Here is a 24,204-nt window from a genome sequence, read left to right as displayed (position 1 = left end):
CCGTTCAACGTTCTTAGGATGAATCATGGCCAGCGACCTGATCAAACACGTATCTGATGCAAGCTTCCAGGCCGACGTGCTCGACGCACAGGCGCCGGTGCTGGTCGACTTCTGGGCCGAGTGGTGCGGTCCCTGCAAAATGATCGCCCCGATCCTGGACGAAGTGGCCGGCTCTTACGACGGCAAACTGCAAGTCGCCAAGATGAACGTGGACGACAACCGCGAAGTGCCCGCCAAATTTGGCATCCGCGGCATCCCCACGTTGATGTTGTTTAAAGGCGGCCAGCTGGCAGCCACCAAGGTGGGCGCGCTGAGCAAAGCGCAACTGACCGCCTTCATCGACCAACAACTGGCCTAAGACGCCCCTCGCCAGCCTGCCAGGACTGCCCGGGTGCAACGCCCGGGCCCTGTTTTCAGGCGGTATTTTTTCCTGTCATAATTTGCCATACCATTGGCCTGACAGAGACCAATTCTCAAATTTCGCGCACCGTCCGCCATCCGGACGCCGGCGCACCCTCCCCCCGCTTTTTTGACGCAACGCCTCCACTGGCGTTGTTTGGAGTGAATTCCATGCACCTCAACGAACTCAAGGCACTGCACGTGTCTGAAGTCCTCAAGCAGGCAGAAGCCCTTGAGATTGAAAACACCGGCCGCATGCGCAAACAGGAACTCATGTTTGCCATCATCAAAAAGCGCGCCAAGGGTGGTGAACTGGTCAACGCCGACGGCGTGCTCGAAGTGCTGCCCGACGGCTTCGGCTTTCTGCGCAACATGGACACGAGCTTCACCGCGTCCACCGACGACATCTACATTTCGCCCAGCCAGATCCGCCGCTTCAACCTGCACACCGGCGACATGATCGAAGGTGAAGTGCGCATTCCCAAGGACGGCGAGCGCTACTTCGCGCTCAACAAGCTTGACAAGATCAACGGCTTGCCCCCGGAGGACAACAAGCACAAGATCATGTTTGAAAACCTGACGCCACTGTTCCCCAAAGAACAGATGCGTCTGGAACGCGACATCAAGTCGGAAGAGAACATCACCGGACGCGTCATTGACATCATTGCGCCCATTGGCCGTGGTCAGCGCGCCCTGATCGTGGCACCGCCCAAGAGCGGCAAGACGGTCATGATGCAGCACATCTGCCACGCCATCACCGCCAACCACCCCGAAGTGGAATTGCTGGTGCTGCTGGTGGACGAGCGTCCCGAAGAAGTGACCGAAATGCAGCGCACGGTGCGTGGTGACGTGATCGCTTCCACTTTTGACGAGCCCGCAGCGCGCCACGTGCACGTGGCCGAAATGGTGATCGAACGCGCCAAGCGTCTGGTCGAGCTGAAAAAAGACGTGGTGATCCTGCTGGACTCGATCACCCGCCTGGCCCGCGCCTACAACAACGTGCTACCCTCTTCCGGCAAAGTGCTGAGCGGCGGCGTCGATTCCAACGCCCTGCAGCGCCCCAAGCGCTTCTTTGGCGCGGCACGCAAAATTGAAGAAGGTGGCTCGCTCACCATCATCGCCACCGCACTCGTGGACACCGGCAGCCGCATGGACGAGGTAATTTTTGAAGAATTCAAAGGCACCGGCAATTGCGAAATCCACCTTGACCGTCGCCTGTACGAAAAGCGCGTCTTCCCGTCGATCCAGCTCAACCGCAGCGGCACCCGCCGCGAAGAGTTGCTGCTGCAGCCCGAGATCCTTCAGAAGACCCGCATCCTGCGCCAGTTCATGTACAACATGGACGAAATTGAGGCCATGGAGATGGTGCTCAAGAGCATGAAGTCGACCAAGAACAACTCCGAGTTCTTCGACATGATGCGAAGAGGCGGTTGATCAAGCCCAGCCCCCTAAAGGGCACCACCAGCGGCCCGGCAAGCCGGTTCCGCGATGATCCCGGTTGAAGGCATTTCGCACCGAGGCTCAAGCTTGATTCCCGGGCTATAATATAAAGCTTTACAACTCGCGGCAAGTACAACGAAGTGGTTTCGTTGCGGCTGTCGCACCTGCCCTAAGGAAACGTCATGAAAGACGGCATTCACCCCAACTACCGCGAAGTCTGCTTCGTTGACCTGTCCAACGGCTTCAAATTCGTGACGCGCTCTTGCGCCAACACGAAAGAGACCGTGAAGATGGAAGACGGCCGCGAATTGCCGCTGTTCAAGCTGGACACCTCCAGCGAATCGCACCCCTTCTATACCGGCACCCAGAAAAGCGTGGACAACATGGGCGGCCGCGTCGAGCGTTTCCGCAACCGTTACGGCAAGGGCACCGCTGCCGCTGCTGCGCCGGCACCTGCTGCCGAGTAAGCCGGTCAACGTCCGAACCCCACCCGGTTTCGGTACGCTCCCGCAAAAAAACAGCCGGTTCGCCGGCTGTTTTTTTTCGCCCTTTCCGTCTTGAACAGCCAGCACGCCTGCAGCGAGCCCGGCCCCTGCGCCGAAGGCCATGCCACGTGAAACGCCCTGTATATTCTGCGCAGTGAACACCAGCACCCCTGCCATCGTCAGCCAGTCGGCTGTGCGCCGCCTGCCGCGGCTTGCGCTCATTCTTTTTTGTGTCGCTTATGTGCTGCCGGGCTTTCTCGGGCGTGAGCCCTGGAAAAACGCCGACGTCACCGCCTTTGGTGTCATGCTGGAAATGGCGGCCGGCCACTCCAGCTGGTGGCAGCCGCAGGTGCTGGGTGTCGCTGCTGAAGAAGCTGGCCCACTGCCTTACTGGCTGGGTGCGCTGTTCATCAAGCTGCTGCCGTTCTTGTCTGCCGACATAGCGGCGAGGCTGCCCTTTGGCATGTTGCTGGCGCTCACCCTGGTTTGCACCTGGTACGCCGTGTACCAGCTGGCGCGCCAACCTGCTGCACAGCCCGTGAGCTTTGCCTTTGGCGGCGAGGCGCAACCCACCGATTACGCCCGCGCCATGGCAGACGCGGGCTTGCTGGCCCTGGTGGCCTGCCTGGGTTTGGCGCAGTTGTCGCACGAAACCACACCCGACCTGGCACGACTCGCCATGGTTTCGGCCATGCTCTATGCCGCGGCCACGCTGGCGCAAACCGACCTGCGCGCCACCGCACGCACGCTGGCGGTGTGGGCGCTGTCGGCCCTGGCACTGGTGCTCAGCGGAGCGCCCTGGATCACCGCCGGGCTCGGTGCTGGCCTTTTGCTCGGTGTGTTTCTGGCTCGGCGATCCCAGAGGGCCGCAAACGACAGCGCCGCCTATGACCCGCAAGGCGACGCAACCCCGGTGTGGAGAAGCCCCGTTTTGTGGGCTGCAGTGCTGCTGGCGCTGGTGCTGCTCGGTTCGGCCCTGGCCGGACTGGTGCCTGCGGCCGAACTGCAAACCTCACTGCGCTCCGTGAACTGGAGCAGCTGGGGCCGGCTGTTGTTGTGGTTCACCTGGCCGGCCTGGCCTCTGGTGTTGTGGACCCTTTGGCGGTGGCGCCAGCAACTGCTTCAACCCCATGTCGCCCTGCCCTTGTGGGCTGCAGCGGTCAGCGTGGTTGACAGCCTGCTATCGCCTGAACGGGACCGCGCCCTGCTGCTGGCACTGCCAGCGCTGGCCGCGCTGGCAGCCTTCGCGCTGCCCACGCTGCGGCGCAGCGTATCGGCGTTGATCGACTGGTTCACCCTGCTCTTCTTCACCGGCTGCGGGCTGGTGATCTGGGTGATCTGGTTTGCCATGATGACCGGGGTGCCCGCCAAGCCAGCCGCCAACGTGGCCAAACTGGCGCCCGGCTACGTGCCCGAGTTTTCGCTGTTTTTGTTTGTGGTGGCGGCGCTGGCTACAGGTGCCTGGATCTGGCTGGTGGCCTGGCGCGTGGGCAAGCACCGTGAAGCGATCTGGAAAAGCCTGGTGTTGCCCGCTGCGGGCAGCACCTTGTGCTGGCTGTTGCTCATGACACTGTGGCTCCCGCTCTTGGACTTTGGGCGCAGTTACGGCCCCATCGCGCGCCGCATTGCGAGCATGGTGCCACCGCAAACCTGCGTGGTGGCCGATGGCTTGTCGCAAGCCCAAATTGCCGGGCTTCAATACCACGGAGGGCTGGCGCTTCAACGCAGCACCACCGGCCCAGCGCCCGCTTGCCGCACCCTGGTGGCAACGCCTGGCAGCCAGCGCACGCTGGACCAACGCGTCGACCTCACGCAATGGGCTTTCAAGGCCACCGTCCGCCGCTTGGGCGATAACAAAGAAAGCTTGCTGGTGTACCAGCGCGTCGGAGACTAAAAGCCACCGCAGGGCATCGGATCAGCCCGTCACGCGAGCGCGCACCCGGTTCGGCGGCAGCGCCATCACAAACGTGGCGCCTTCGCCCAGCACGCTGTGCACATCCACCTGCCCACCATGGCGCTGCGCCACGTGTTTCACAATCGCCAGCCCCAGGCCAGTGCCTCCGGTTTCACGTGAACGGCTGCGGTCCACGCGGTAAAAACGCTCGGTCAACCGGGGCAGATGCTCTGCCGAAATGCCCGGGCCGGTGTCACTGACAAAAAACTCGCCATAGCCGTCATCACGCAAGCGCCAACCGGCCTCGACACGCCCACCGCCCGGCGTGTAACGCACGGCGTTGCTCAGCAGATTGGACATCGCGCTGAGCAGTTCGGTCTTGGCACCCGAGACCCAGAACGGCGGCGCATCGGTCGCCCGAATGTCGTGCGCGGGCTTGGCGATGGCCTGCGAAAGCCCGCGGGCTTCCTGGATGACGTGGTCCAGCAACTCGTCGCTGGCGATCCACTCCCCCGGCCCGGGCGCCGGACTGCCTTCAAGCCTTGAGAGCGTGAGCAAGTCGCTCACCAGCGTCTGCATGCGCTGGGCTTGCTGGCTCATCAAGCCCAGGTAACGTTCTCGGTCAGATTCTTCCAGTGGAATGGTCTGCATGGTTTCCACGAAACCGCTCAGCACGGTCAGCGGGGTTCGAATTTCGTGTGAAACGTTGGCCACGAAGTCGCGGCGCATGGCTTCAGCCAATTGCACGGCCGTGACGTCGCGCGTCAGCATCAGCTTGCGTTTTTTCCCGTATGGGTGAATCTGCAGCGAAATTTTTGAAGGCTGCGATGGCCGGGCGCCGGGCCCATCAATCTGGATCTCGGCCAAAAAATCGCCCCCAGCCAAATACGACACAAAGGCTGGAGCCCGCACCAGGTTGCGAACGTACTGCCCCAGATCGCGCTGCGGATCAAACCCCAGGTGACCGGCTGCGGTCAGGTTGGACCATTCGATGCGACCCGCCGAATCGAGCAGCACCACGCCATTGGGTGATGCCTGGATCGCGGCCAGAAAGTCTTCCAGTCGGGCGTCGCTGTTTTGGGCTTTTTTCTCCAGCTTCTTGATGAGCTTGCGAATGCGTTCCACCACCTCACCCCAGGTGCCTGAAACTTGGGGCGAACGTGAGGCATCGGCCTTGTTGAGCCACAGCAGCACATTGCGAGCCCGCAGGCCATCAAAGATGCTCCAGACCAGAGCGCCCATCAAGGCGCCGGCAAACGTCCAGGCCGCCGCGTCCTGCGCCCAACCCCACACCGCCCCCACCGCCACGAGGAACAGCAATTCAATCGCACGACGGGTCATGCGGCAGGCGTGCTGGCGTCCTGCCCTGCCCGACCGGCGGTGTTCAGGGCGGTGATGCGGTAGCCCGCACCGCGCACCGTCTCCACCATGGCGGCGGCTTCACCCAGCGATTCCCTCAAGCGTTTGACATGCACATCCACGGTTCTCTCCTCGATAAAGACATGGTCTCCCCAGATCTTGTCGAGCAGCGTACCACGGGTATGTACCCGTTCAGCATGCTTCATGAGGTAGTGCAAGAGCTTGAATTCGGTCGGGCCGACCTTCAGTTCCTGCCCTCGAAAGCCCACCCGGTAGGTCGCGGCGTCCAGCGTCAGTTCGCCCACCTGCACCGAGTCGTTGACGATCTCGGGCGCACGCCGGCGCAGCACGGCACGGATGCGTGCCAGCAGTTCCTGGGTGGAAAACGGTTTGGTGATGTAGTCGTCGGCACCCGCATCAAGACCCTGCACCTTGTCTGACTCGTCGCTGCGCGCGGTCAGCATGAGGATGGGCACGGTCTTCGTGCGCTCGTGCTTGCGCCACTGCCGCGCCAGCGACGCGCCGCTTTCGCCGGGCAGCATCCAGTCGAGCAAGATCACGTCGGGCAACACGGCATCCACTTCGCGCTGGGCTGCGGCACCGTCAAACACCACCGTGGGTGCAAACCCGTTGTGGCGCAGGTTCACGGCGATCAACTCGGCAATGGCCGGCTCGTCCTCGACCACCAAAACGCGGGGAAGCTTTCTCATGACAGCGCCCCTGCGCCTTGTCGTGCGGGTGATGCGGCACCCGCCAAATGGCTGTGTTGCGTGTTCATCCGGCGACCGACTCCACGTTGTCCATGGAGGTGTGGCGCACGTCTTCCCCTTTGACGATGAAGATGATCTGCTCGGCAATGTTTTTGGCATGGTCGCCGACACGCTCGATCGATTTGGCCAGAAACAGCAGGTCCAGGCTGGGTGAAATGGTGCGCGGGTCTTCCATCATGTAGGTGATGAGTTTGCGGAGAAATCCGTCGTATTCCTGGTCAATCTCGTCGTCGCCCTTGATGATGGCCACCGCCATGACGGTGTCAAGCCGGGCGAACGAATCGAGGGTTTTGCGCAGCAGTGCAGCGGCCAGGTCGGCGGCCACGCGCAGCTCGGAGCTGGGCAGGTTGCGCGGCGAGCCGCTTTCAATGATCGATTTGACCATGCGGGCAATGCGCGCCACCTCGTCACCGGCACGCTCCAGGTTTTGCGTGGTGCGTGAAATCGCCATCAAAAAACGCAGGTCACGCGCAGTGGGCTGGCGCCGCCCGATGGTTGAAATGATTTCGTGGTCAATCTGAACTTCCATCAGGTTGATTTTCGCCTCGTTTTCCAGCACCTGCTGCGCCGATTCCAGACTCAGATGCACCAGTGCATACACCGCCTGGTGCAGTTGCGATTCGACCAGCCCGCCCATTTCAAGCACATGGGTGGAAATGGAATTCAGCTCAGCGTCGAACTGGCTGGAAATGTGTTTGTCGCTCATAAAGGCTCTCCCGATACAAAAAGGTGGGCACACCAAACGGTCCAAGGTGAGGCAGATCAGCCGAAACGACCGGTGATGTAGTCCTCGGTCTCGGTGCGCTGGGGTTTGAAGAAGATCTGCTCGGTGGCACCGAACTCGATCAGCTCACCCAGGTACATGTAGGCGGTGTAGTCGCTGCAGCGGGCGGCCTGCTGCATGTTGTGCGTGACGATGGCAATGGTGTAGTCGCTCTTGAGCTCATGCACCAGTTCTTCCACTTTGCCGGTAGAAATCGGGTCGAGCGCCGAGGTAGGCTCGTCCAGCAGCAACACCGAAGGCTTCACAGCCACGCTGCGCGCGATGCACAGGCGCTGTTGCTGACCGCCCGAAAGACTCATGCCGTTTTGGCCGAGCTTGTCTTTCACCTCATTCCACAACGCCGCCTTGGACAGCGCCCACTCCACGCGGTCGTCCATATCGCCCTTGCTCAGGTTTTCGTAGAGCTTCACGCCGAAGGCGATGTTGTCGTAAATCGTCATGGGAAACGGCGTGGGCTTCTGGAACACCATGCCAATGCGGGCGCGCAGCAGGTTCAAGTCTTGCTTGGGGTCCAGGATGTTTTGTCCGTAAAAGTTGATTTCACCCTCGGCCCGCTGACCCGGGTACAGGCTGTACATGCGGTTCAACGTGCGCAGCAGGGTGGACTTGCCACAGCCCGAGGGGCCGATGAAGGCCGTGACCTTGCGTTCTTCGATGTCGAGGTTGACGTTTTTCAGACCCTGGAATTTGCCGTAATAGAAATCAAGGTTGCGCACTTCGAGCGCGTTTTTCTTCGACGTGTCAGCCGCTTGGGTGGGAGCTTGTGCCAGTGCAGTAGCGTTCATGGTGGTGTCCAGATTCGGGTAATGGATGTCAGGCGCGAACTTTTTCGCGGAAGAAGACACGGGCCAAAATATTGAGCGCCAGCACAGCCAGGGTGATCAGCAGGGCGCCGCCCCAGGCCAGGTCAATCCAGTTGTCGTAGGGGCTCATGGCGAATTGGAAGATCACCACAGGTAAGTTGGCCATGGGGGCGCCCATGTTGGTGCTGAAGAACTGGTTGTTCAGTGCGGTGAACAGCAGCGGCGCGGTTTCACCGCTGATGCGGGCCACGGCCAGCAGCAAGCCGGTGATGACACCGCTCTTGGCGGCGCGCAAGGTAACCAAGGTGGACACTTTCCAACGCGGCGCGCCGAGGGCAAAAGCTGCCTCGCGCAGGCTGCCGGGCACCAGGCGCAGCATGTTTTCGGTGGTTCGCATGACCACAGGAATCGCGATCAGCGACAGCGCCAGGCTGCCCGCATAGCCCGAGAAGTTGCCCACGGTGGCCACTGCGACGGCGTACACGAACAGGCCCAGGACAATGCTGGGTGCCGACAGCATGATGTCGGTCACAAACCGGGTGAACTCGGCGGTCTTGCTGGTGTCGCCGTATTCGGTGAGGTAAATACCAGCGAGGATGCCGATGGGTGTGGACACCAGCACGGCCAGACCCACAATCATCAAGCTGCCCACGATGGCATTGCGCAAACCCCCACCTTCGGAACCTGGGGCAGGCGTGTCCTGCGTAAAGAGGCTGACTTCAAGCGCCGCGATGCCGTTGGAAAACAGCACAAAGAGAATCCAGAGCAACGCGATGAGGCCAAGGGTCATGGCGCCCATCGAAAGCGTCAGCCCAATCAGGTTGGTGCGCTGACGGCGGCGGTACAGGGGGGTGGTGTTGGATTGCATGGTGGTGTTGTTTTGCTTGTGTGCTGCAGACAAGTCGCCTTAGGTACCCTTGGCCTTCTCGGCGCGCAAGATCAACAGCTTGGCCATGGCCAGCACCACAAACGTGATGCAGAACAGCAAAAATCCCAGCGCAAACAAGGTGTTGAAATGCAGGCCTTCGGCTTCGCCGAATTCGTTGGCCAGTACCGAGGCAATGGAGGTGCCGGGCGAAAACAAGGAAGTGGGCAACCGGTTGGCGTTGCCGATCACAAAAGTGACCGCCATGGTTTCGCCCAGAGCCCGGCCCAGGCCGAGCATGATGCCGCCGATGACGCCTTTTTGCGTGTAAGGCAGCACCACCTTGCGCACCACTTCCCAGGTGGTGCAACCCAGGCCATAAGCCGACTCGCGCAGGATGGGCGGGGTGATCTCAAACACATCGCGCATCACCGCGGCCACAAATGGCAGCACCATGAAGGCCAAGATGATGCCGGCAGCCATGATGCCCAGACCGTTGGTGGCACCACCAAACAGCCAACCCACCAGCGGCATGCCGCCGAGCACACTTTGCAGCGGCACCTGCAGGTAGTCTGCAAACACCGGGGCGAACACAAACAGGCCAAACATGCCGTAAATAATGGAGGGCACAGCCGCCAGCAGCTCAATGGCGGTGCCCAGCGGACGACGCAACCAGACCGGGCAGGTTTCGGTCAAAAACACCGCAATGCCGAACGCCAGCGGAACGGCCAACAGCAGCGCAATACCGGCGCTGATCACGGTACCGACGATGGAGATCGCGGCACCAAATTCTTCGTTGATGATGTCCCATTCCACATACCAGAGGAAATGAGCGCCAAACTTGGCAAACGTGGGCCAGGCGTTGATGAACAGCGAAACAATGATGCCCACCAGCGCGACCAGCACCATGAGCGAAAAGAACTGCGTCAGGCGGTGGAAGATGGCGTCTTGCAGACGCTGCTTCTTGGCCACAGACACCATGGAGGCGCTGGGCAAGTCGTTAGAAGATGCGGTGGTAAGGGTCGGTTTCATGGTGGCTGTTGCAGGCATAGGGTCTTCCTGACGCGGGGGAACAACAAACCACCAGCGCCCATGGGGAGCTGGTGGTTCAGGACCGGCTCTAGCCGGCCCGACAAACCATTACTTGGTGTTGATTTGCGTCCAGACGCGCTCGCGAATCTGCTTGGTCAGCACATCGGGCAACGGCACGTAGTCCAAGTCCAGCGCCAGCTGCTTGCCGTTCTTGAACGCCCAGTCAAAGTACTTCAACACTTCAACCGACTGCGCCTTGTCGGCCGGCTCTTTGTACATCAAGATGAACGAGGCGGTGGTCACAGGATACGCATTGGCACCAGGCTGGTTGACGATGGACAGGCCCATGCCGGGAACGCTGAACCAGTCGGCGCCTGCGGCGGCCGCACCGAATGTGTCGTCACCGGGCATGACGAACTTGCCGTCTTTGTTTTGCAGCGCCATCACCGAGATGTTGTTTTTCTTGGCGTACGCGTACTCCACGTAACCCAGCGAACCCTTGGTGCGGCTCACGTTGGCGGCCACACCTTCGTTGCCCTTGCCGCCCACGGAGGTAGGCGCAGGCCACTTCACTGCAGCGCCACGACCCACGGTGTCGAGCCATTCTTTGCTAACGGTGGCCAGGTAGTCCGTCCAGTTGAAGGTGGTGCCCGAGCCATCGGCGCGGTGAACGATGGTGATGGTTTCATCCGGCAACTTCTTGCCAGGGTTCAAGGCCGTCAGCTTGGGATCGTTCCACTTGCTGATTTTGCCAAGGAACATTTCAGCCAACACCGGGCCGGTCACGCGCAACTCGCCCTTTCCGAAACCTTCCAGGTTGAACACAGGCACGGTACCGCCAATAATGGCCGGGAATTGCACCATTCCGTCGCGGTCGAGCTCTTCTCCCTTCACCGGCGCATCGGTCGCGCCAAAGGCCACCGTTTTGGCACGGATCTGGCGGATACCGCCCGAGGAACCGATGGACTGGTAGTTCAGACCGATGCCAGTTTCTTTTTTGTAGGCTTCGGCCCACTTGGCATAGATAGGGAATGGGAACGTGGCGCCAGCGCCGGTGATGTCGGCAGCCAGGGCAGAACCCATGGCGATGGAAGCAAACGCAGCAGCAGCCACGGTCTTGAGCAGGGTACGCTTGGTGTTCATGTGAGTCCTTTGGGTTGTTGAATCAAATCCACAACCCAGACTCTAGGGACCCAATGTGACAACCCTGTGACAGTCACAAAAACCTTTCGCGACCGCCACGTGTCAAACCCCGCCTGAAGGGCTGGGTCACCCGCCCGCCAACAGCCGCCAAGGCCTCAGGGCACCTGCCTGGCAGGTACCGCGCACCGGTCAAAGCAGCGCGGCGATGGCCTCCACGTCTTCAGCAAACATTTGCCCACGCTCGGCCAGCACAAGCCGGCCATCAGTGCCCCGCAGCAGGGTAATGGGCAGGCCGCGCGGCTTGGGGAAGGTTTTGCGCCACGCCGGACTGGCCCAGGCCGCTGGAAAGCTGTACCCTTTTTGCTTCAAATAGACGCTGGCAGCCTCCGGTTGCCGGTCAATGGACAGCGCCAGCATCTGCAAACCCTTGCCACGCTGGCTTTGCCACAGTTTTTCCATGCTCGGGCTCTGCAAGGCGCAAAACGGGCAGGTACTGGACCACCAGTACACCAGCAAGCGCTGGCCCGCATGCTGCGCCGCATCAAACAAGGCACCGTCCAGCAGCCGAATGGGCGGCACCACCAGCACGCTGCCCAGCGCTGGCAGCGCTGGCGCCCCGGCCTCTTCAGCTGCGGCCGAAGCGGGCTGTGCCCAGGCCAAGGGCCAAGGGTTGCCCAACGCCAACGCGGCAGCGCCGGCTCGCGCCAGCCATTGGCGACGCTCGCTGCGCTGGCTGGCCGCTGGCCGCGATTCACCAGGGTGTTCTGTGGTTTTCAAGGCAAATTCTTCCGTGTCGGTGCGCACAGAGCACCATTTTGTCAGCACAACGGTAGACCGATCAACAACGCGGCCAGCCCTTGGCACATCGTTCGATCGGCTTTGCAAGCTTTGGGCTTGTGCGATGCGTCACAATCCGGGCAATTCAACGATAAGCACAACGCCGGCCCGGGTATTTTGGGCTGACTCCAACTTTCCATGCAAAACGGTACCTTACTAGCCGCCATCGACCTCGGCTCCAACAGCTTCCGGCTTGAAATCGGGCGCTTTCAATCGGGCCACATTGAGCGCATCGAATACATCAAGGAAACCGTGCGCCAGGGCAACGGCCTGGATGAAGACAAAAACCTGAGCCTGGCCGCCATGGAGCGGGGCTGGGAATGCCTGGCCCGTTTTGGCGAGCGCCTGCACGGTTTCAAAAAGCAGCAGGTGCGGGCCGTGGCCACACAAACCCTGCGCGAAGCCAAAAACCGCGATCAATTCCTGCAAAAAGCCCAGACGATTCTGGGTTTTGCGATTGAGGTGGTGTCGGGCCACGAAGAAGCGCGCCTGATCTACCAGGGCGTGTCGCGCCTGCTGCCCCAGTCGGACGAAAAACGGCTGGTCGTGGACATTGGCGGTCGGTCCACCGAAATGATTCTGGGTCAGGGCTACCAGGCCAACCACATGGAATCGTACCGGCTGGGCAGCGTGGCCTGGTCCACCCGCTATTTCGCCAAAGGGCAGTTCACCGCGGCAGCGTTCAAAACCGCCGAAATTGCCGCCAAAGCCGTGCTGGACCAAGCGCTGGACAACTTCCCCCCCTCCGAATGGAGCGTGGCCTATGGCTCGTCCGGCACGGTGAGCGCGGTGGCCGACCTGCTGGCCGCCAACGGCTGGGCTTCGGGCGTCATCACACGGTCCGGGCTCGACTGGCTGGTGGAGCGCCTGATCAAGGCGGGCCATATCGACCAGTTCAAGGTAGAAGGTTTGAAAGAAGACCGCCGCCCGGTGTTGGGTGGTGGCGTGAGCGTGTTGCGCGCCATTTTCGACTTGTTTGACATTCAGCAGATGGTGCCCGCCCAAGGCGCCCTGCGCCACGGCGCGCTGTACGACCTGATCGACCGCGACACCGACGGCGGCGACGTGCGCGAGCGCACCGTGCGCTGGCTGGCGGCCCGCTTTTCAGCCGACGAGGCGCAAGCCCAGCGCGTCAGCACTGTGAGCACGGCGCTGTTTGCCCAAATTGCTGCGCTGGACGCGCAAAACGAGCGCTATTCGCAAAAGCTGGCCTGGGCGGCTCGGTTGCACGAGATCGGCACGCACATTTCCCACGACCGGTCGTACCACCACGGTGCCTACATTTTGGACAACGTGGACGCGCCAGGCTTCTCGTTTTCCGAGCTGCACCGCATGAGCCAGCTGGTGCTGGGGCAGCGTGGCAAGCTGCGCAAGCTCGAACAAGAGCTGACCGACGAGCTGTTTGCCAAGCAGCTCATGAGCCTGCGCCTGGCGGTGCTGCTGTGCCATGCGCGGCAAATGCCCGAGCACGAGTCGGTCAAGCTCACCTTCAAGCCAGGGGCCTTCAAGCTGGCCACCAACCCCGGCTGGGCCAAGCGCTACCCGCAGTCGGCGTGGCTGCTGGGTGAAGAGGTACTGGCTTGGCAAAAAACCGCCTGGAAGTTCACCGCCGACCTCCGTTGACGCTGCGCCATGGCAACGTGAATTCATCACGTTGGTGTGGCTCAAGCGCGCGGCTCTGCGCCGCCGTCAGGCGGCGCTCAAGTAGGCAGCCTAGGATGCGTTCAACGTAACCCCCAGGGAGTTCAGGCAATGGCACGCATCGTGGTCGCAGAAGACGATCCAGGCACACGCAAACTGCTCAGCGTGGTGCTGGAAAAAATGGGCCACGAGGTGCTGGCTGCGGCCGACGGGCAATCGGGCTGGGCGCTCACGCGCACGCACCGGCCCGACCTGGTGGTGAGCGATGTGAACATGCCCGGCATGAGCGGCTTTGAGCTGCTGGACGCGGTGCGCAAAGACCCGGACCTGCTGCTCACGCCGTTCATTTTGCTGACCTCGCTGCAGGAGCGCAAAGACATGCGCCAGGGCATGCGCATGGGGGCTGACGACTACCTCACCAAGCCGTTCCAGTCGCGCGACCTGCGCGAAGCGGTCCACGCGCAGATCAACAAGTCCAGCTTGCGGGCAGCGGCGCAGGCGCTCCAGGTGCAAAGCGCCCTCACGGGCGCGCTGGCGCAACAGGCCCAGGCGCTGGGCGACGATTTTGAAGACCGCCTGGCCCTGGCGCTGAACGAACAATGGCCCACCGGCAGTCCGGCCCAGCAAGCCGACAGCCACGACCACGCCACCGTGCTGTGCGTGGGTGTGCTCAACCACGCGCAATGGGTGCAGGCGCTGAGCGCAGGCGAGTTGGGTCAGGTGCTCAAACGCTTTTACGAAAACAGCGGTGACACGGTGTTCCTGTTTGGCGCCAGCACGCTGCAGTTTGTGGGTGACGGGGTCGTGGCGGTGTTCACCGAAAAAGGCGCCACACACTCGGCACCGCACAGCTTGCGCGCCGTGCGTGCGGCACTGGGCCTGAAAAACGCCACCGTGGCGGTCGACCGGTTCATTGCCCAGCACTTTCCCGAGCGCGCCCTGCCCCGCTTTGAAGTGCGCATGGCCCTGCACAACGGCCCGGTGGCCATGATGCGGCTTGAAGGGCTGCTGGGCGGCGCCACACAAACTGTGCCCGTGGGCGAAACGGTGGTGGACACCATTGCGCTGCAGCGCAACGCCCTGCAGGAACATGGCCCCATCACGGTGTCGGTTTCGGTGCTGCGCAGTGTCACGGGTGCCGTGCGCCCGCTGCAGCGCTACCTGGCCCACCTGCCGCACCGGCCCGAGCCCATGGACGTGTGTGCCGTGGGTCCGTTGCCCGCGTGAACCACAAACCCAACGCCGTCACAGCCATGAGCCCACGCACCACGCGCCGCCTGTCGCTCGGCCCCACACTGGTCACCGCCTTTGTCCTGTCGGCCCTGGTGCCTGCCTTGCTCGTGGCCTGGCTGCTGTCGTCCAACAGCTCCAAGTCCATCAACACGCTGGCTGAAAACGCCATGAGCCAGGCAGCGCACCGCGTAGACGTGGGCGCGCTTGCCCACCTGGGCGAATCGCACACCGTGGTCAACGCGCTGGTACCGCCTTTTGTCACCACCGGCGCAGAGGCCGACCGCACCCGCAAGTGGCTGTCCAACACGGCCGAGTTCGAGTCCATGGCCTATGCCCTGACCCAGCAGTCGCCCAATGTGCCTTACCTGTATTTCGGCACCACCGACGGCACATTTTTCGGTCTTGAGCGCGAAGGTGGCGGCTTCATCGCCCGGCACATTCGGCCCGGCGACAGCGGCCGGCGCCATTACAAACTGGCGCAGTCCGGCGACCGCACCCAACTGGTTCGGGTGGAAACCAGCATTTACGACCCGCGCAAACGGCCCTGGTACCAGCTGGCCACCGCCACCGGCAAACGCACCTTCACCGACGTGTACCGCTCGGCCGTCAAGGCCCAGTTTGACCTGACGCTGGCGCAACCCATCTTTGATGTGGACGGCAGCACCCTGCTGGGTGTGATCGCCGTGGACATGAGCCTGGCCCGGCTGACCGAGCTGATCCGCAGCACGCGCATCAGCGACAACGCGGTGACCTACCTGGTCGACAGCCAGGGCTTGATGGTCGCGTCCTCTGCGCTGGAAGAGCTGAGCTTCAAGGTGAACGAGAAATACCAGCGCATTTCGCCCCTGCAAAGCACCGAGCCGTTGATCCGCGAATCGTTCACCCAGCTGCGCGCCCAGTTTCGCGAGGGCGTGCAGCGCGACACCGGGCTGGTGCGGCTCGATACCCAGCCCGACTGGAAACAGCGGCTCGGCTTGTCCTCCAACCGGCTGATTGCGCTGCAGCGGCCCTTTGGCAAGAAATACGATCTCGACTGGCAGCTCATCGTCGTGGCCCCCGAAGCCGATTTCACCAGCCAGGTCACACAGGCGAGACAGTGGGCGCTGTTGGCCATGGCGGCCCTGATTGGGCTGAGCGGGCTGCTGGCGTTTGCCGTGGCGCGTGGGCTGTCGCGGCAGTTCAGGCACCTGAACGCTTCGGCCACCGCCGTGGGTGCGGGCCAGGTGCCCCCGGTGCAAGAGCGAGCGCCCTTCAGCGAGGTGCACCACCTGTCCAAGGTCATGCACGACAGCGCGCTCAAGCTGCAGGCCTTCAACGGCGAGGTTCAGCAGAAAAACGAAGCCTTGCGCGAAGCCGCCCAGCTGCTGGAACAGCGGGTGCAGCTGCGCACCACCGAACTCGCCACCTCGCGCGAGGAAGCCCTGGCCGCCGTGAAAGCCAAGGCTGGCTTCCTGGCCGTGATGAGCCATGAGATCCGCACACCGCTCAACGGCGTGGTCGGCATGGGCGAACTGCTGACCGAAACCGACCTCACGCCAGCCCAAAAAGACCTGCTCGGTGTGCTCCGGGTGTCCAGCGAACAGCTGCTGAACGTGGTGGACGACATCCTGGATTTTTCCAAAATCGAGTCCGGAAAGTTGCGGCTGGAGCGCCTGCCACTGGACCTGCGCGGCGCCATACAGGACGCTTGCAACATCATCCAGCTCAAGGCCAGCGAAAAAGGCTTGCGGCTGGCCGTGCAGATCGCACCCGAGGTACCTCAGGCGGTGTGTGGCGATGTCACGCGGCTACGCCAGGTGCTGCTCAACCTGCTGTCCAACGCCATCAAGTTCACCCACCAGGGCGAGGTGATGCTGCGGGTCTGGATCGAGCAACCGGCGAAAAACGAACAACCCATGGTGCTGGGCTTCAGCGTCACCGACACCGGGGTGGGCATCAGCCCCGAGCGCCTGGGCGATCTGTTTCAGCCCTTTGCCCAGGGCGACACCTCCACCGCCCGGGTCTACGGCGGCACCGGCCTGGGCCTCATGATCTGCAAGCACCTGGTGGAGCTGATGGGTGGCCAGATCAGCGTCAGCAGCCAGCCGGGCGTGGGCTCGACCTTCAGTTTCACCCTGCAAGCTGCGGCCGCTGAACTGCAGCAGGTGGCCGCAGCGCCCCTGCCGCCCCAGCCCCATCCATCGCACCCGCAGCGCGTGCTGGTGGTGGACGACAACCGGGTCAACCTCAAGGTGGCTTCGGCCATGTTGCAGCGCCTGGGCTACCCGCACGACACCGTGACCAGCGGCTTTCAAGCCCTTGCCGCGATCGAGCGGGCTCAGCACGACGCGCAACCCTATGCCTTCGTGCTGATGGACAGCCACATGCCCGAACTGGATGGCGTGGCCACGGCGCGCAAGATCGGCGACAAGCTGGGCGCCCGGGCGCCGGTGATCATCGGCGTGTCGGCCTCCACGCTGGGTGAAGACCGGCAGCGCTGCCTGGAAGCCGGTATGTCGGACTACCTCGCCAAACCCCTTGACCTGCAAACCCTGGCACAGGCGCTGAAACCCTGGACAACCTCCAGCCCACAGCCCCAACCAGCGCCGCACACCGAAGCACAGCCGCCGTGGCTGGACGAAACCCGCTGGGCCAGCTTCAGGGACCTGGACGACGCCAACGGCAGCCTGCGCCGAGAAATCATGGACGAGTTTTTGCAAACGCTGGGCAGCCGGGTACAAGCCATTGAGCACGCTGCTGCACTGCAGCGTTTTGAAGAAGTGCAACAAGCCGCGCACCATTTACAAGGCGCTGCGGCCAATGTGGGAGCCATGCGGCTCGCGGCTGCGTGCGAAGCGGTGGAGTCGTCGGCCCGGCACCAGGTGGTGGTGTCGGCCGAACTGGCATGGCTTGCCGCCTGCGAGCAAGGCACCCGGCGCGCATTCAACGCGTCTTGAAGCGCGCTCCGGCGCCCCACCGCTGGGGCCGCTCGGCCAAGGCGCCAACCCGTTGTGTCACGGCTTTGTCGTGCCTTTGACATAAAGGTATAAACCGTATACACCATTTATACTTGGTGGCGTATTAACCCAAGGAGCGCCCCATGGCCAACACACCCAACAAGACCACCAACAAGAAACCCAAGCTCGTTCGCGACAGTTTCACCATCCCCAAAGCCGAGTACGTGGTGATTGAAGACATGAAGGTGCGTGCGATTGCGCTGGGCACGTCGGTGAAGAAAAGCGAGTTGCTGCGCGCCGGACTCAAGTTGCTGCAAAGCTTGAGCGACAGGGCGTACAAAGCCGCGCTGGCCGCCATCCCGACACTGAAAACCGGCCGCCCGGCTGCCGAACTGCCCGCGGCTGAAGCCCTGAAAGTGGTTCGCAAGCCCGCTGCCCGCAAGGCCACGGCAACCGCTGCCGCCCAGGCGCCCGCCAAAGCGCCTGTCAAACCAGCCGTCAAAAGCACGGCCAAGGTGGTGACGCGACCAGCAGCGAAATCGGCGGCCAAGCCTGCCGTGAAGGCTGCGGCCAAACGCGCAGTGCCGGCCCGGAAGGCCCGCACCACGGCGCCAGCCCCAGCCAAGGCAACCCAGCCCGTGCCGCGCAAAAAGCCGGCCGCAAAGCCCATTGCCCCTGTTGCCGCCCAGCCAATGGTGCTAGCAGCCGCAGCCGAAGCGCCAACCCAGGTTTGAGTACATGCCAGCGCTGGTAAAACAGCGCTCAGCGCATCGCCGGTGCGCTACAGCAGCTCGGGTGTTTGTACCGTGTAGAGCACCGTCTGCAGTTCGCCACCGCGCTCGCGCTGGCGCAGCCACCAGAGGGCCCCTTTTCGCACCGGACAGTCTTCTTCGGCCAGCCCCAGCAGACGGGCAATCACTTGCCCCAAGGTCGGCTGGTGCCCCACCACCACCACCGGCGTTTTGTTGTTGGGCCACTGCACCATGTCGAGCAACGTCAGCGGATCGGCACCCGGTGCCAGTTCTGCACGCACTTTGTATTTGCGGCCCAGCGCCAGCGCGGTCTGTTCGGTGCGCTGCGCCGGGCTGGTCAGCACGCGAGCTGCTGCCGGCAACTGGCGGTCGAGCCAGGCGGCCATGCGCGCAGCCTGTTTTTCACCCCGGGGCGTGAGTCGCCGGGCCAGGTCCAGCGTGTCGCCCTGACGGCCCAGCACCGGGTCGGGGTGTTCGTAGGCTTCGGCATGGCGCCACAAAATCAGGTCCATCGGGGTCCTTTGAAGCGGTCAGCCTTTGCTGCCATAACGGGCCATCAACATGGCCTGCGCCGAATGCAGCACGACCCGTGACTTGCCCGTGCCGGTCAGGCCTGCGGGCACGTACGAGCCATCGGGCTGCAGCAGCCAGGCGTCTTTGGTGTCGTGCAGGTAGGCGTTGATGCACTCGTCCATGATGCGGTGGCGCAACACCGGGTCGGTCACCGGCCACGCCAGTTCTACCCGGCGCAGCATGTTGCGGTTCATCCAGTCGGCGCTGGAAAGCCACAGCTCTTCGGCCCCATCCACCCGGAAATAGCACACGCGGGAATGCTCCAGCAAACGCCCAATCACCGAGCGAATGCGCACGTTGTCGGTCACGCCGGGCACCTGGGCCGGCAAGATGCAGGCACCGCGCACGATGAGTTCGATCTTGGCGCCCTGCTGCGAAGCATGGGCCAGCGCGCGGGACAGTGGCTCGTCGGTCAGCGCGTTCATTTTCAGCACGATGCGAGCGTCTTTGCCCTCGCGCGCAGCAGCGCCTGCCGCTTCCACTTTTTCCAGCATCGACTTGTGCAGGTGAAACGGTGCAATCAGCGCTTTGTTGAGTTTGGGCAGGCGGTTCTGGCTGGCCAGGTGCAAAAAGATCTGCTCCAGGTCGGCGGTGAGTGCATCGTCTGCCGTGAGGTAGCTCAGGTCGGTGTAGAGGCGCGCGGTGCCAGGGTTGTAGTTGCCCGTGGAAATATGGCCGTAGCGGCGCAGCCGGCCTTCTTCGCGCCGCGTCACCAGCAGCATCTTGGCGTGGGTTTTCAGGCCCACCACGCCGTACACCACCTGGGCACCCACCGACTCCAGCCGCTCGGCGTAATTGATGTTGGCTTCTTCGTCAAAGCGCGCCTTCAGCTCCACCACCGCCGTCACTTCTTTGCCCCGGCGCACCGCTTCGCGCAGCAGGTTCATCAGCTCGGACTTGGCGCCGGTGCGGTAAATGGTCTGTTTGATCGCCAGCACGTTCGGGTCTTCCACCGCTTCGCGCAGAAAGGCCAGCACAGCGTCAAAGCTCTCGTAAGGCTGGTGGATCAGCACGTCACCCTGCTGCAGCCGCTCAAAGTACGACTGCCCGGGGGTGAGCTGTGCGGGCCAGCCGCCGTGGAAGCCTTCAAACCGCAGCGCTGGGGCGTCCACTTGGTCAATCAGCTGGTTCAAGCGCACCAGATTGACCGGGCCGGGCACGCGGTACAAGGCTTCAGCGGGCAACGCAAACTGGGCCTGCAAGAAACTCGACAGGTATTCGGAGCAGCCGGCCGACACCTCCAGCCGCAGCGCCTCGCCGTAGTGGCGCTGCTGCAAACCCTTGCGCAAGGCCGTGCGCAGGTTTTTCACCTCTTCTTCGTCCACCGCCAGATCGGAATGGCGGGTGACGCGGAACTGCGAAAACTCGGTGACCTGGCGACCGGGGAACAGGTCGGCCAGGTGCGAGCGGATCAGGCTGGAAATGGAGACAAAGTGCGTCTGCTTGGAGCCCTTGATGGGCGGCATGCGAAAGAAACGCGGCAAGATGCGCGGCACCTTGACGATGGCAATTTCGTTTTCACGCCCAAACGCGTCTTTGCCGGTGAGGCGCACGATGAAGTTGAGCGACTTGTTGGCCACCTGCGGAAACGGATGCGCCGGGTCCAGCCCCACCGGCATCAGCAGCGGCTGCACTTCGCGCACAAAAAACTCTTTCACCCAGCGGCGCTGGCGCGGGTTGCGCTCGCCGTGCGCCACCAGTTTGATGCCCTTTTTTTCCAGCAAAGGCAAGAGTTCGTCGTTGTAGATGGCGTATTGCTGGGCCACCAGAGCATGCACCTTGGCGGACACACGGTCGTGTGTTTCCACCGTGTACAGCCCGCGCTGCTCGTTGGCTTTTCGCGCAGCGAGGTGGGGCGCCATGCGCACCTCAAAAAATTCGTCGAGATTGCTGGACACGATGCTCAGGTAGCGCAGCCGCTCCAGCAGTGGCACGTCTGCACGCCGGGCCCAGTCCATGACCCTTTCGTTGAAGGCCAGGATGCTGTGGTCCCTGTCCAGAAAATGCAAGCGGTGGTTGTGGCTGTTGGCGCTCATGGTTCCCGTCGAATGGCCCAGTCGTTGCCCGTCCCCCCGACAAACAGCGCTGGTGCGTCTATTTGACAATTATTCAACGGGCGGATGACATGCGTGTGACAGTTTTACACGGTTCTGGTGCCGGTGCGGGCACCGCGCCCGCTGGGCGAAACCGCTGGGGCGCCGGTGCCTGGCGCGGCAGCCAGGCCAACAACGCCACAAACCTCTCGGCTGCGGGGCGCCAGCCAAACACCCTGGCGCGGGCACGGGCCTGCTCGCGGTTGATCCGCAGGGCCTCGGACCAGGCTTCGTGCAGGTCTTCCCGCAGGGCACCGGCACCGCTGTCACCCACCACCTGCAAGGGGCCGTCCACCGGGTAGGCGGCCACGGGCAAGCCGCTGGCCATGGCCTCCAGCATCACCAGGCCAAAGGTTTCGCTGCGGCTGGGGAACACCAGCACATCGGCCGCAGCGTACACATGGGCCAGTTCGTGGCGTGGCAAGGCGCCCAGCCAATGCACGTTGGGGTAGCGCTCGCGCAAAACCGCCTCCATCGGACCCACGCCGCAGACCACCTTGCTACCAGGCACATCCAGATTCAAAAACGCTTCGATGTTTTTGTCAGCCGCCACGCGCCCCACACACAGGCTGACCGGGCGGGCCAGGTGCCCGAGCGAAGGGTATTCGGACGCCTCCCGTGAGAATGCAAACAAGCGCGTGTCCACGCCATGTGACCACTCACGCAGATTCTGAAACCCCTTGCCCTGCAGCATGTGAAGCACCCCGAGCGTAGGCACCATCACGGCGCTGCTGGGGCGGTGAAAGCGGCGCAGCAAGGCATAGCCCCAAGCCAGGGGCATACCCATTGTGGTGCGCAAGATGTCTGGAAACTTGGTGTGAAAAGCGGTGGTGAACGCCCGCTGGTGGCGCAAGCAATGGCGCCGTGCCGCCCAGCCCAACGGGCCTTCGGTGGCAATGTGGATGGCGTCTGCCTGGGCCGCGTCCATCATGCGGCCCAGCCGGTGCCCTGGCCACAAGGCCAGAGCCAGCCCCGCCAAACCGGGGCACGACCAGGTGCGAAATTGCCCGGGGTGAACCACCACCACTTCGTGGCCTTGCGTCTGCAGTTCGCGCACCAGCTCCACCAGGGTGGTGACCACGCTGTTGGTCTGTGGTTTCCAGGCATCGGTGATCAGCAAAATTTTCATGTTTTTGTCTCCCTTTTTTTGTGGCTGGCGCCGCGAGCACCTCGGGTCTCAAGCGCCCAGAAAATGTTTGCGGTAACGGCTGGGCAGATCCGAAATGCGCATGATCATGGGCAGATCGGCGGCATTGAAATCTGGGTCCCAGGCCGGCGGGCCCATGACCTTGGCGCCCAGGCGCAGGTAGCCTTTGATGAGCGCAGGCGGGTCCACATCGAGCGTGTCGTCCAGCTGCTCAATGGGCAGGGGCAGGCGCGGCCGCACATGGCAGTCGATGGGGGCAAGGTGCGTTGCTTTGAGCTGGCGCCAGATGCTGGCCGCCGCATGGCCCCCGCCCACCATGCCGTGCGGGCCCTGGTGCTGCATGGGAATGCTGGCGCAGCCGATCATGGTGTCGAGCTGGTTGCGCACCATGAACGCCGCGAGGGCACCCCACAGCGCCATGATCACGCCGCCGTGGCGGTGGTCGCGGTGCACGCAGCTCCGACCCAGCTCCACCATGCGCTCGCGCACGTTGCGCAGCCGGGTCAGGTCAAATTCGGTGTCGCTGTAGGTGCTGCCCACCCGCTTGGCCTGAGCGGGCGTCAGCACCCGGTAGGTGCCAATCACCTGACGGGTGGTGGTGTCGCGCACCAGCAGATGTTCACAAAAATCATCGAACAGGTCCACATCGTGCCCTGGCACCGCGTTGGACAAGATGGCGCCCATTTCACCGGCAAACACACTGTGCCGCAGTCTTTGGGCCTCACGGACTTCGTCCAGGTGCCGAGCCCAGGACACCTCAATGCCTGCCGCGGTCGGCCCAGCCGCAGCGGGTGCGCCCACCAGGGGCTGGGGCTTGAAATCGGTGCGCGGCTGTCGCAGCGCCTGCACCCGCGAGGCGGGCGACAAATCCAGCGTGGGCGTGGGTAGTTCTTTCATCAGGAAGGCTCCTCTGGTCTGCCACCACGTGGTGACAGAGCTGATTGTTGAGAGCAGGCATGACGCACCCGTGGCAACCGCATGACGAACGCGTGACAGCCGCTCGGCAGCCCGTGGGTCACGACGCTGTCACACAAGCGGCGTAAGTTGCTGAACTTCATCAACGGAGCCACGGCCATGCATGTCAACCCACCTGAAACCCTGAGTCGCCGCATGGAGCGCGACCTGCTGGACAGCTACGACGAAGCGCTGGAGCTGGAAATGGAGGATGGGTATTGGTTCGACGGTGAGGCGTTAAACAGCCCCAGCACCACACAGACGGCTGACGAAAAAGCGCAACGGCTGGCCTATTTTCGCGAGCTGTTCCGGCTGCAGGGCGAGCTGGTGAAGCTGCAGGACTGGGTGGCCAACACCAAAGAAAAGGTGGTGATCCTGTTTGAAGGCAGGGACGCAGCCGGCAAAGGCGGCGTGATCAAGCGCATCACCCAGCGGCTCAACCCGCGGGTGTGCCGCGTGGTGGCGCTGCCGGCGCCCAACGACCGCGAGCGCACCCAGTGGTACTTTCAGCGCTATGCCGCCCACCTGCCGGCCGCAGGCGAAATGGTGTTGTTTGACCGCAGCTGGTACAACCGCGCCGGGGTGGAGAAGGTCATGGGCTTTTGCACCGACGACGAGTACGAAGAGTTCTTCCGCTCGGTGCCCGAGTTCGAACGCATGCTGGTGCGCTCGGGCATTCGGGTCATCAAATACTGGTTTTCCATCACCGACGACGAGCAACACCTGCGCTTTCTGGGGCGCATTCACGACCCGCTGAAGCAGTGGAAGCTCAGCCCGATGGACCTGGAGTCGCGCCGGCGCTGGGAGGAATACACCAAGGCCAAAGAGACCATGATTGAGCGCACCCACATTGCTGAAGCACCCTGGTGGGTGGTTCAGGCGGTGGACAAAAAGAAGGCCCGCCTGAACTGCATCCAGCACCTGCTGGAGCAGTTTGCCTACACCGAAGTGGCGCGGCCCGAGGTGGTGCTGCCTGGGCGGGTGCGCAACCCCGACTATTTGCGCCAGCCCGTGCCCGATTCGATGATCGTGCCCGAGCGGTACTGAGCGTCTTTGGGGATCGG

The 24,204-nt window shown here is 62.9% G+C and carries 21 protein-coding genes; 9 read left to right on the top strand and 12 right to left on the bottom strand.

All coding sequences use genetic code 11. The features are described from left to right. Positions 1 to 25 precede the first annotated feature (25 nt). From trxA to AC4QBL_RS06585, 4 genes are all read left to right on the top strand, one after another. Positions 26 to 358, top strand: coding sequence for a thioredoxin TrxA (trxA, locus tag AC4QBL_RS06600; RefSeq protein ID WP_472899241.1), 333 nt, complete (start codon positions 26 to 28; stop codon positions 356 to 358). 212 nt (positions 359 to 570) lie between these two features. Continuing rightward, on the top strand, positions 571 to 1,833 hold the full coding sequence (gene rho, locus AC4QBL_RS06595) for a transcription termination factor Rho (RefSeq protein WP_304834567.1): 1,263 nt from the start codon (positions 571 to 573) through the stop codon (positions 1,831 to 1,833). 188 nt (positions 1,834 to 2,021) lie between these two features. After that, positions 2,022 to 2,306, top strand: coding sequence for a type B 50S ribosomal protein L31 (locus AC4QBL_RS06590; RefSeq protein WP_304834566.1), 285 nt, complete (start codon positions 2,022 to 2,024; stop codon positions 2,304 to 2,306). 172 nt (positions 2,307 to 2,478) lie between these two features. Further along, positions 2,479 to 4,218 carry a hypothetical protein gene (locus AC4QBL_RS06585; RefSeq protein WP_472899240.1) on the top strand — a complete coding sequence of 580 codons (1,740 nt, stop codon included), beginning with the start codon at positions 2,479 to 2,481 and terminating at the stop codon, positions 4,216 to 4,218. 21 nt (positions 4,219 to 4,239) lie between these two features. Here AC4QBL_RS06585 and phoR read toward each other — a convergent pair whose 3' ends face one another. From phoR to AC4QBL_RS06545, 8 genes are all read right to left on the bottom strand, one after another. After that, the gene (gene phoR, locus AC4QBL_RS06580) at positions 4,240 to 5,559 is read right to left on the bottom strand and encodes a phosphate regulon sensor histidine kinase PhoR (protein WP_472899239.1); all 1,320 of its coding nucleotides are present in this window, start codon (positions 5,557 to 5,559) and stop codon (positions 4,240 to 4,242) included. After that, a complete protein-coding gene (gene phoB / locus AC4QBL_RS06575; RefSeq protein WP_472899238.1) occupies positions 5,556 to 6,287 on the bottom strand; it encodes a phosphate regulon transcriptional regulator PhoB in 732 nt (243 codons plus the stop codon). The genes phoR and phoB overlap by 4 nt, the downstream gene beginning before the upstream one ends. 64 nt (positions 6,288 to 6,351) lie before the next feature. After that, positions 6,352 to 7,053, bottom strand: coding sequence for a phosphate signaling complex protein PhoU (phoU, locus tag AC4QBL_RS06570; protein WP_472899237.1), 702 nt, complete (start codon positions 7,051 to 7,053; stop codon positions 6,352 to 6,354). A gap of 56 nt (positions 7,054 to 7,109) precedes the next feature. Continuing rightward, positions 7,110 to 7,916: a phosphate ABC transporter ATP-binding protein PstB gene (pstB, locus tag AC4QBL_RS06565; RefSeq protein ID WP_472899236.1), complete on the bottom strand. Its 807-nt coding sequence runs from the start codon at positions 7,914 to 7,916 to the stop codon at positions 7,110 to 7,112. Positions 7,917 to 7,944: 28 nt separating this feature from the next. Then, a complete protein-coding gene (gene pstA, locus AC4QBL_RS06560) occupies positions 7,945 to 8,802 on the bottom strand; it encodes a phosphate ABC transporter permease PstA (RefSeq protein WP_472899235.1) in 858 nt (285 codons plus the stop codon). A 39-nt stretch (positions 8,803 to 8,841) separates the two neighbouring features. After that, positions 8,842 to 9,831 (bottom strand): phosphate ABC transporter permease subunit PstC, encoded by a 990-nt coding sequence (gene pstC / locus AC4QBL_RS06555; RefSeq protein ID WP_472899234.1) that lies wholly within the window; start codon positions 9,829 to 9,831, stop codon positions 8,842 to 8,844. A gap of 108 nt (positions 9,832 to 9,939) precedes the next feature. Continuing rightward, positions 9,940 to 10,974, bottom strand: coding sequence for a phosphate ABC transporter substrate-binding protein PstS (pstS, locus tag AC4QBL_RS06550; RefSeq protein WP_472899233.1), 1,035 nt, complete (start codon positions 10,972 to 10,974; stop codon positions 9,940 to 9,942). A gap of 189 nt (positions 10,975 to 11,163) precedes the next feature. Then, complete coding sequence (locus tag AC4QBL_RS06545) at positions 11,164 to 11,751, bottom strand: TlpA family protein disulfide reductase (RefSeq protein ID WP_472906337.1); 588 nt, start codon at positions 11,749 to 11,751, stop codon at positions 11,164 to 11,166. Between the two features lie 198 nt (positions 11,752 to 11,949). Here AC4QBL_RS06545 and ppx point away from each other — a divergent pair, with 198 nt between their 5' ends. From ppx to AC4QBL_RS06525, 4 genes are all read left to right on the top strand, one after another. Continuing rightward, positions 11,950 to 13,434, top strand: coding sequence for an exopolyphosphatase (gene ppx / locus AC4QBL_RS06540; RefSeq protein WP_472899231.1), 1,485 nt, complete (start codon positions 11,950 to 11,952; stop codon positions 13,432 to 13,434). A 129-nt stretch (positions 13,435 to 13,563) separates the two neighbouring features. After that, positions 13,564 to 14,679: a response regulator gene (locus tag AC4QBL_RS06535; protein WP_472899230.1), complete on the top strand. Its 1,116-nt coding sequence runs from the start codon at positions 13,564 to 13,566 to the stop codon at positions 14,677 to 14,679. Positions 14,680 to 14,705: 26 nt separating this feature from the next. After that, the gene (locus AC4QBL_RS06530; protein ID WP_472906338.1) at positions 14,706 to 17,621 is read left to right on the top strand and encodes a hybrid sensor histidine kinase/response regulator; all 2,916 of its coding nucleotides are present in this window, start codon (positions 14,706 to 14,708) and stop codon (positions 17,619 to 17,621) included. A 143-nt stretch (positions 17,622 to 17,764) separates the two neighbouring features. Continuing rightward, entirely contained in the window at positions 17,765 to 18,355 is a 591-nt protein-coding gene (locus tag AC4QBL_RS06525; protein ID WP_472906339.1) for a hypothetical protein, read from the top strand. Between the two features lie 47 nt (positions 18,356 to 18,402). Here AC4QBL_RS06525 and AC4QBL_RS06520 read toward each other — a convergent pair whose 3' ends face one another. From AC4QBL_RS06520 to AC4QBL_RS06505, 4 genes are all read right to left on the bottom strand, one after another. Beyond that, on the bottom strand, positions 18,403 to 18,885 hold the full coding sequence (locus AC4QBL_RS06520; protein ID WP_472906340.1) for a SixA phosphatase family protein: 483 nt from the start codon (positions 18,883 to 18,885) through the stop codon (positions 18,403 to 18,405). A gap of 18 nt (positions 18,886 to 18,903) precedes the next feature. After that, the gene (gene ppk1, locus AC4QBL_RS06515) at positions 18,904 to 20,982 is read right to left on the bottom strand and encodes a polyphosphate kinase 1 (protein WP_472906341.1); all 2,079 of its coding nucleotides are present in this window, start codon (positions 20,980 to 20,982) and stop codon (positions 18,904 to 18,906) included. Positions 20,983 to 21,055: 73 nt separating this feature from the next. Further along, a complete protein-coding gene (locus AC4QBL_RS06510; protein WP_472906342.1) occupies positions 21,056 to 22,168 on the bottom strand; it encodes a glycosyltransferase family 4 protein in 1,113 nt (370 codons plus the stop codon). A 48-nt stretch (positions 22,169 to 22,216) separates the two neighbouring features. Further along, entirely contained in the window at positions 22,217 to 23,083 is an 867-nt protein-coding gene (locus AC4QBL_RS06505) for a GNAT family N-acetyltransferase (RefSeq protein ID WP_472906343.1), read from the bottom strand. Between the two features lie 177 nt (positions 23,084 to 23,260). Between AC4QBL_RS06505 and ppk2 the strand changes: the two genes are divergently transcribed. After that, entirely contained in the window at positions 23,261 to 24,187 is a 927-nt protein-coding gene (gene ppk2, locus AC4QBL_RS06500; RefSeq protein WP_472906344.1) for a polyphosphate kinase 2, read from the top strand. Positions 24,188 to 24,204: the final 17 nt, after the last annotated feature.

Source organism: Hydrogenophaga sp. L99 (assembly GCF_058731905.1).
Note: the sequence above shows the minus strand (reverse complement) of the source record. Positions and strands in the feature narration are given on the sequence as shown.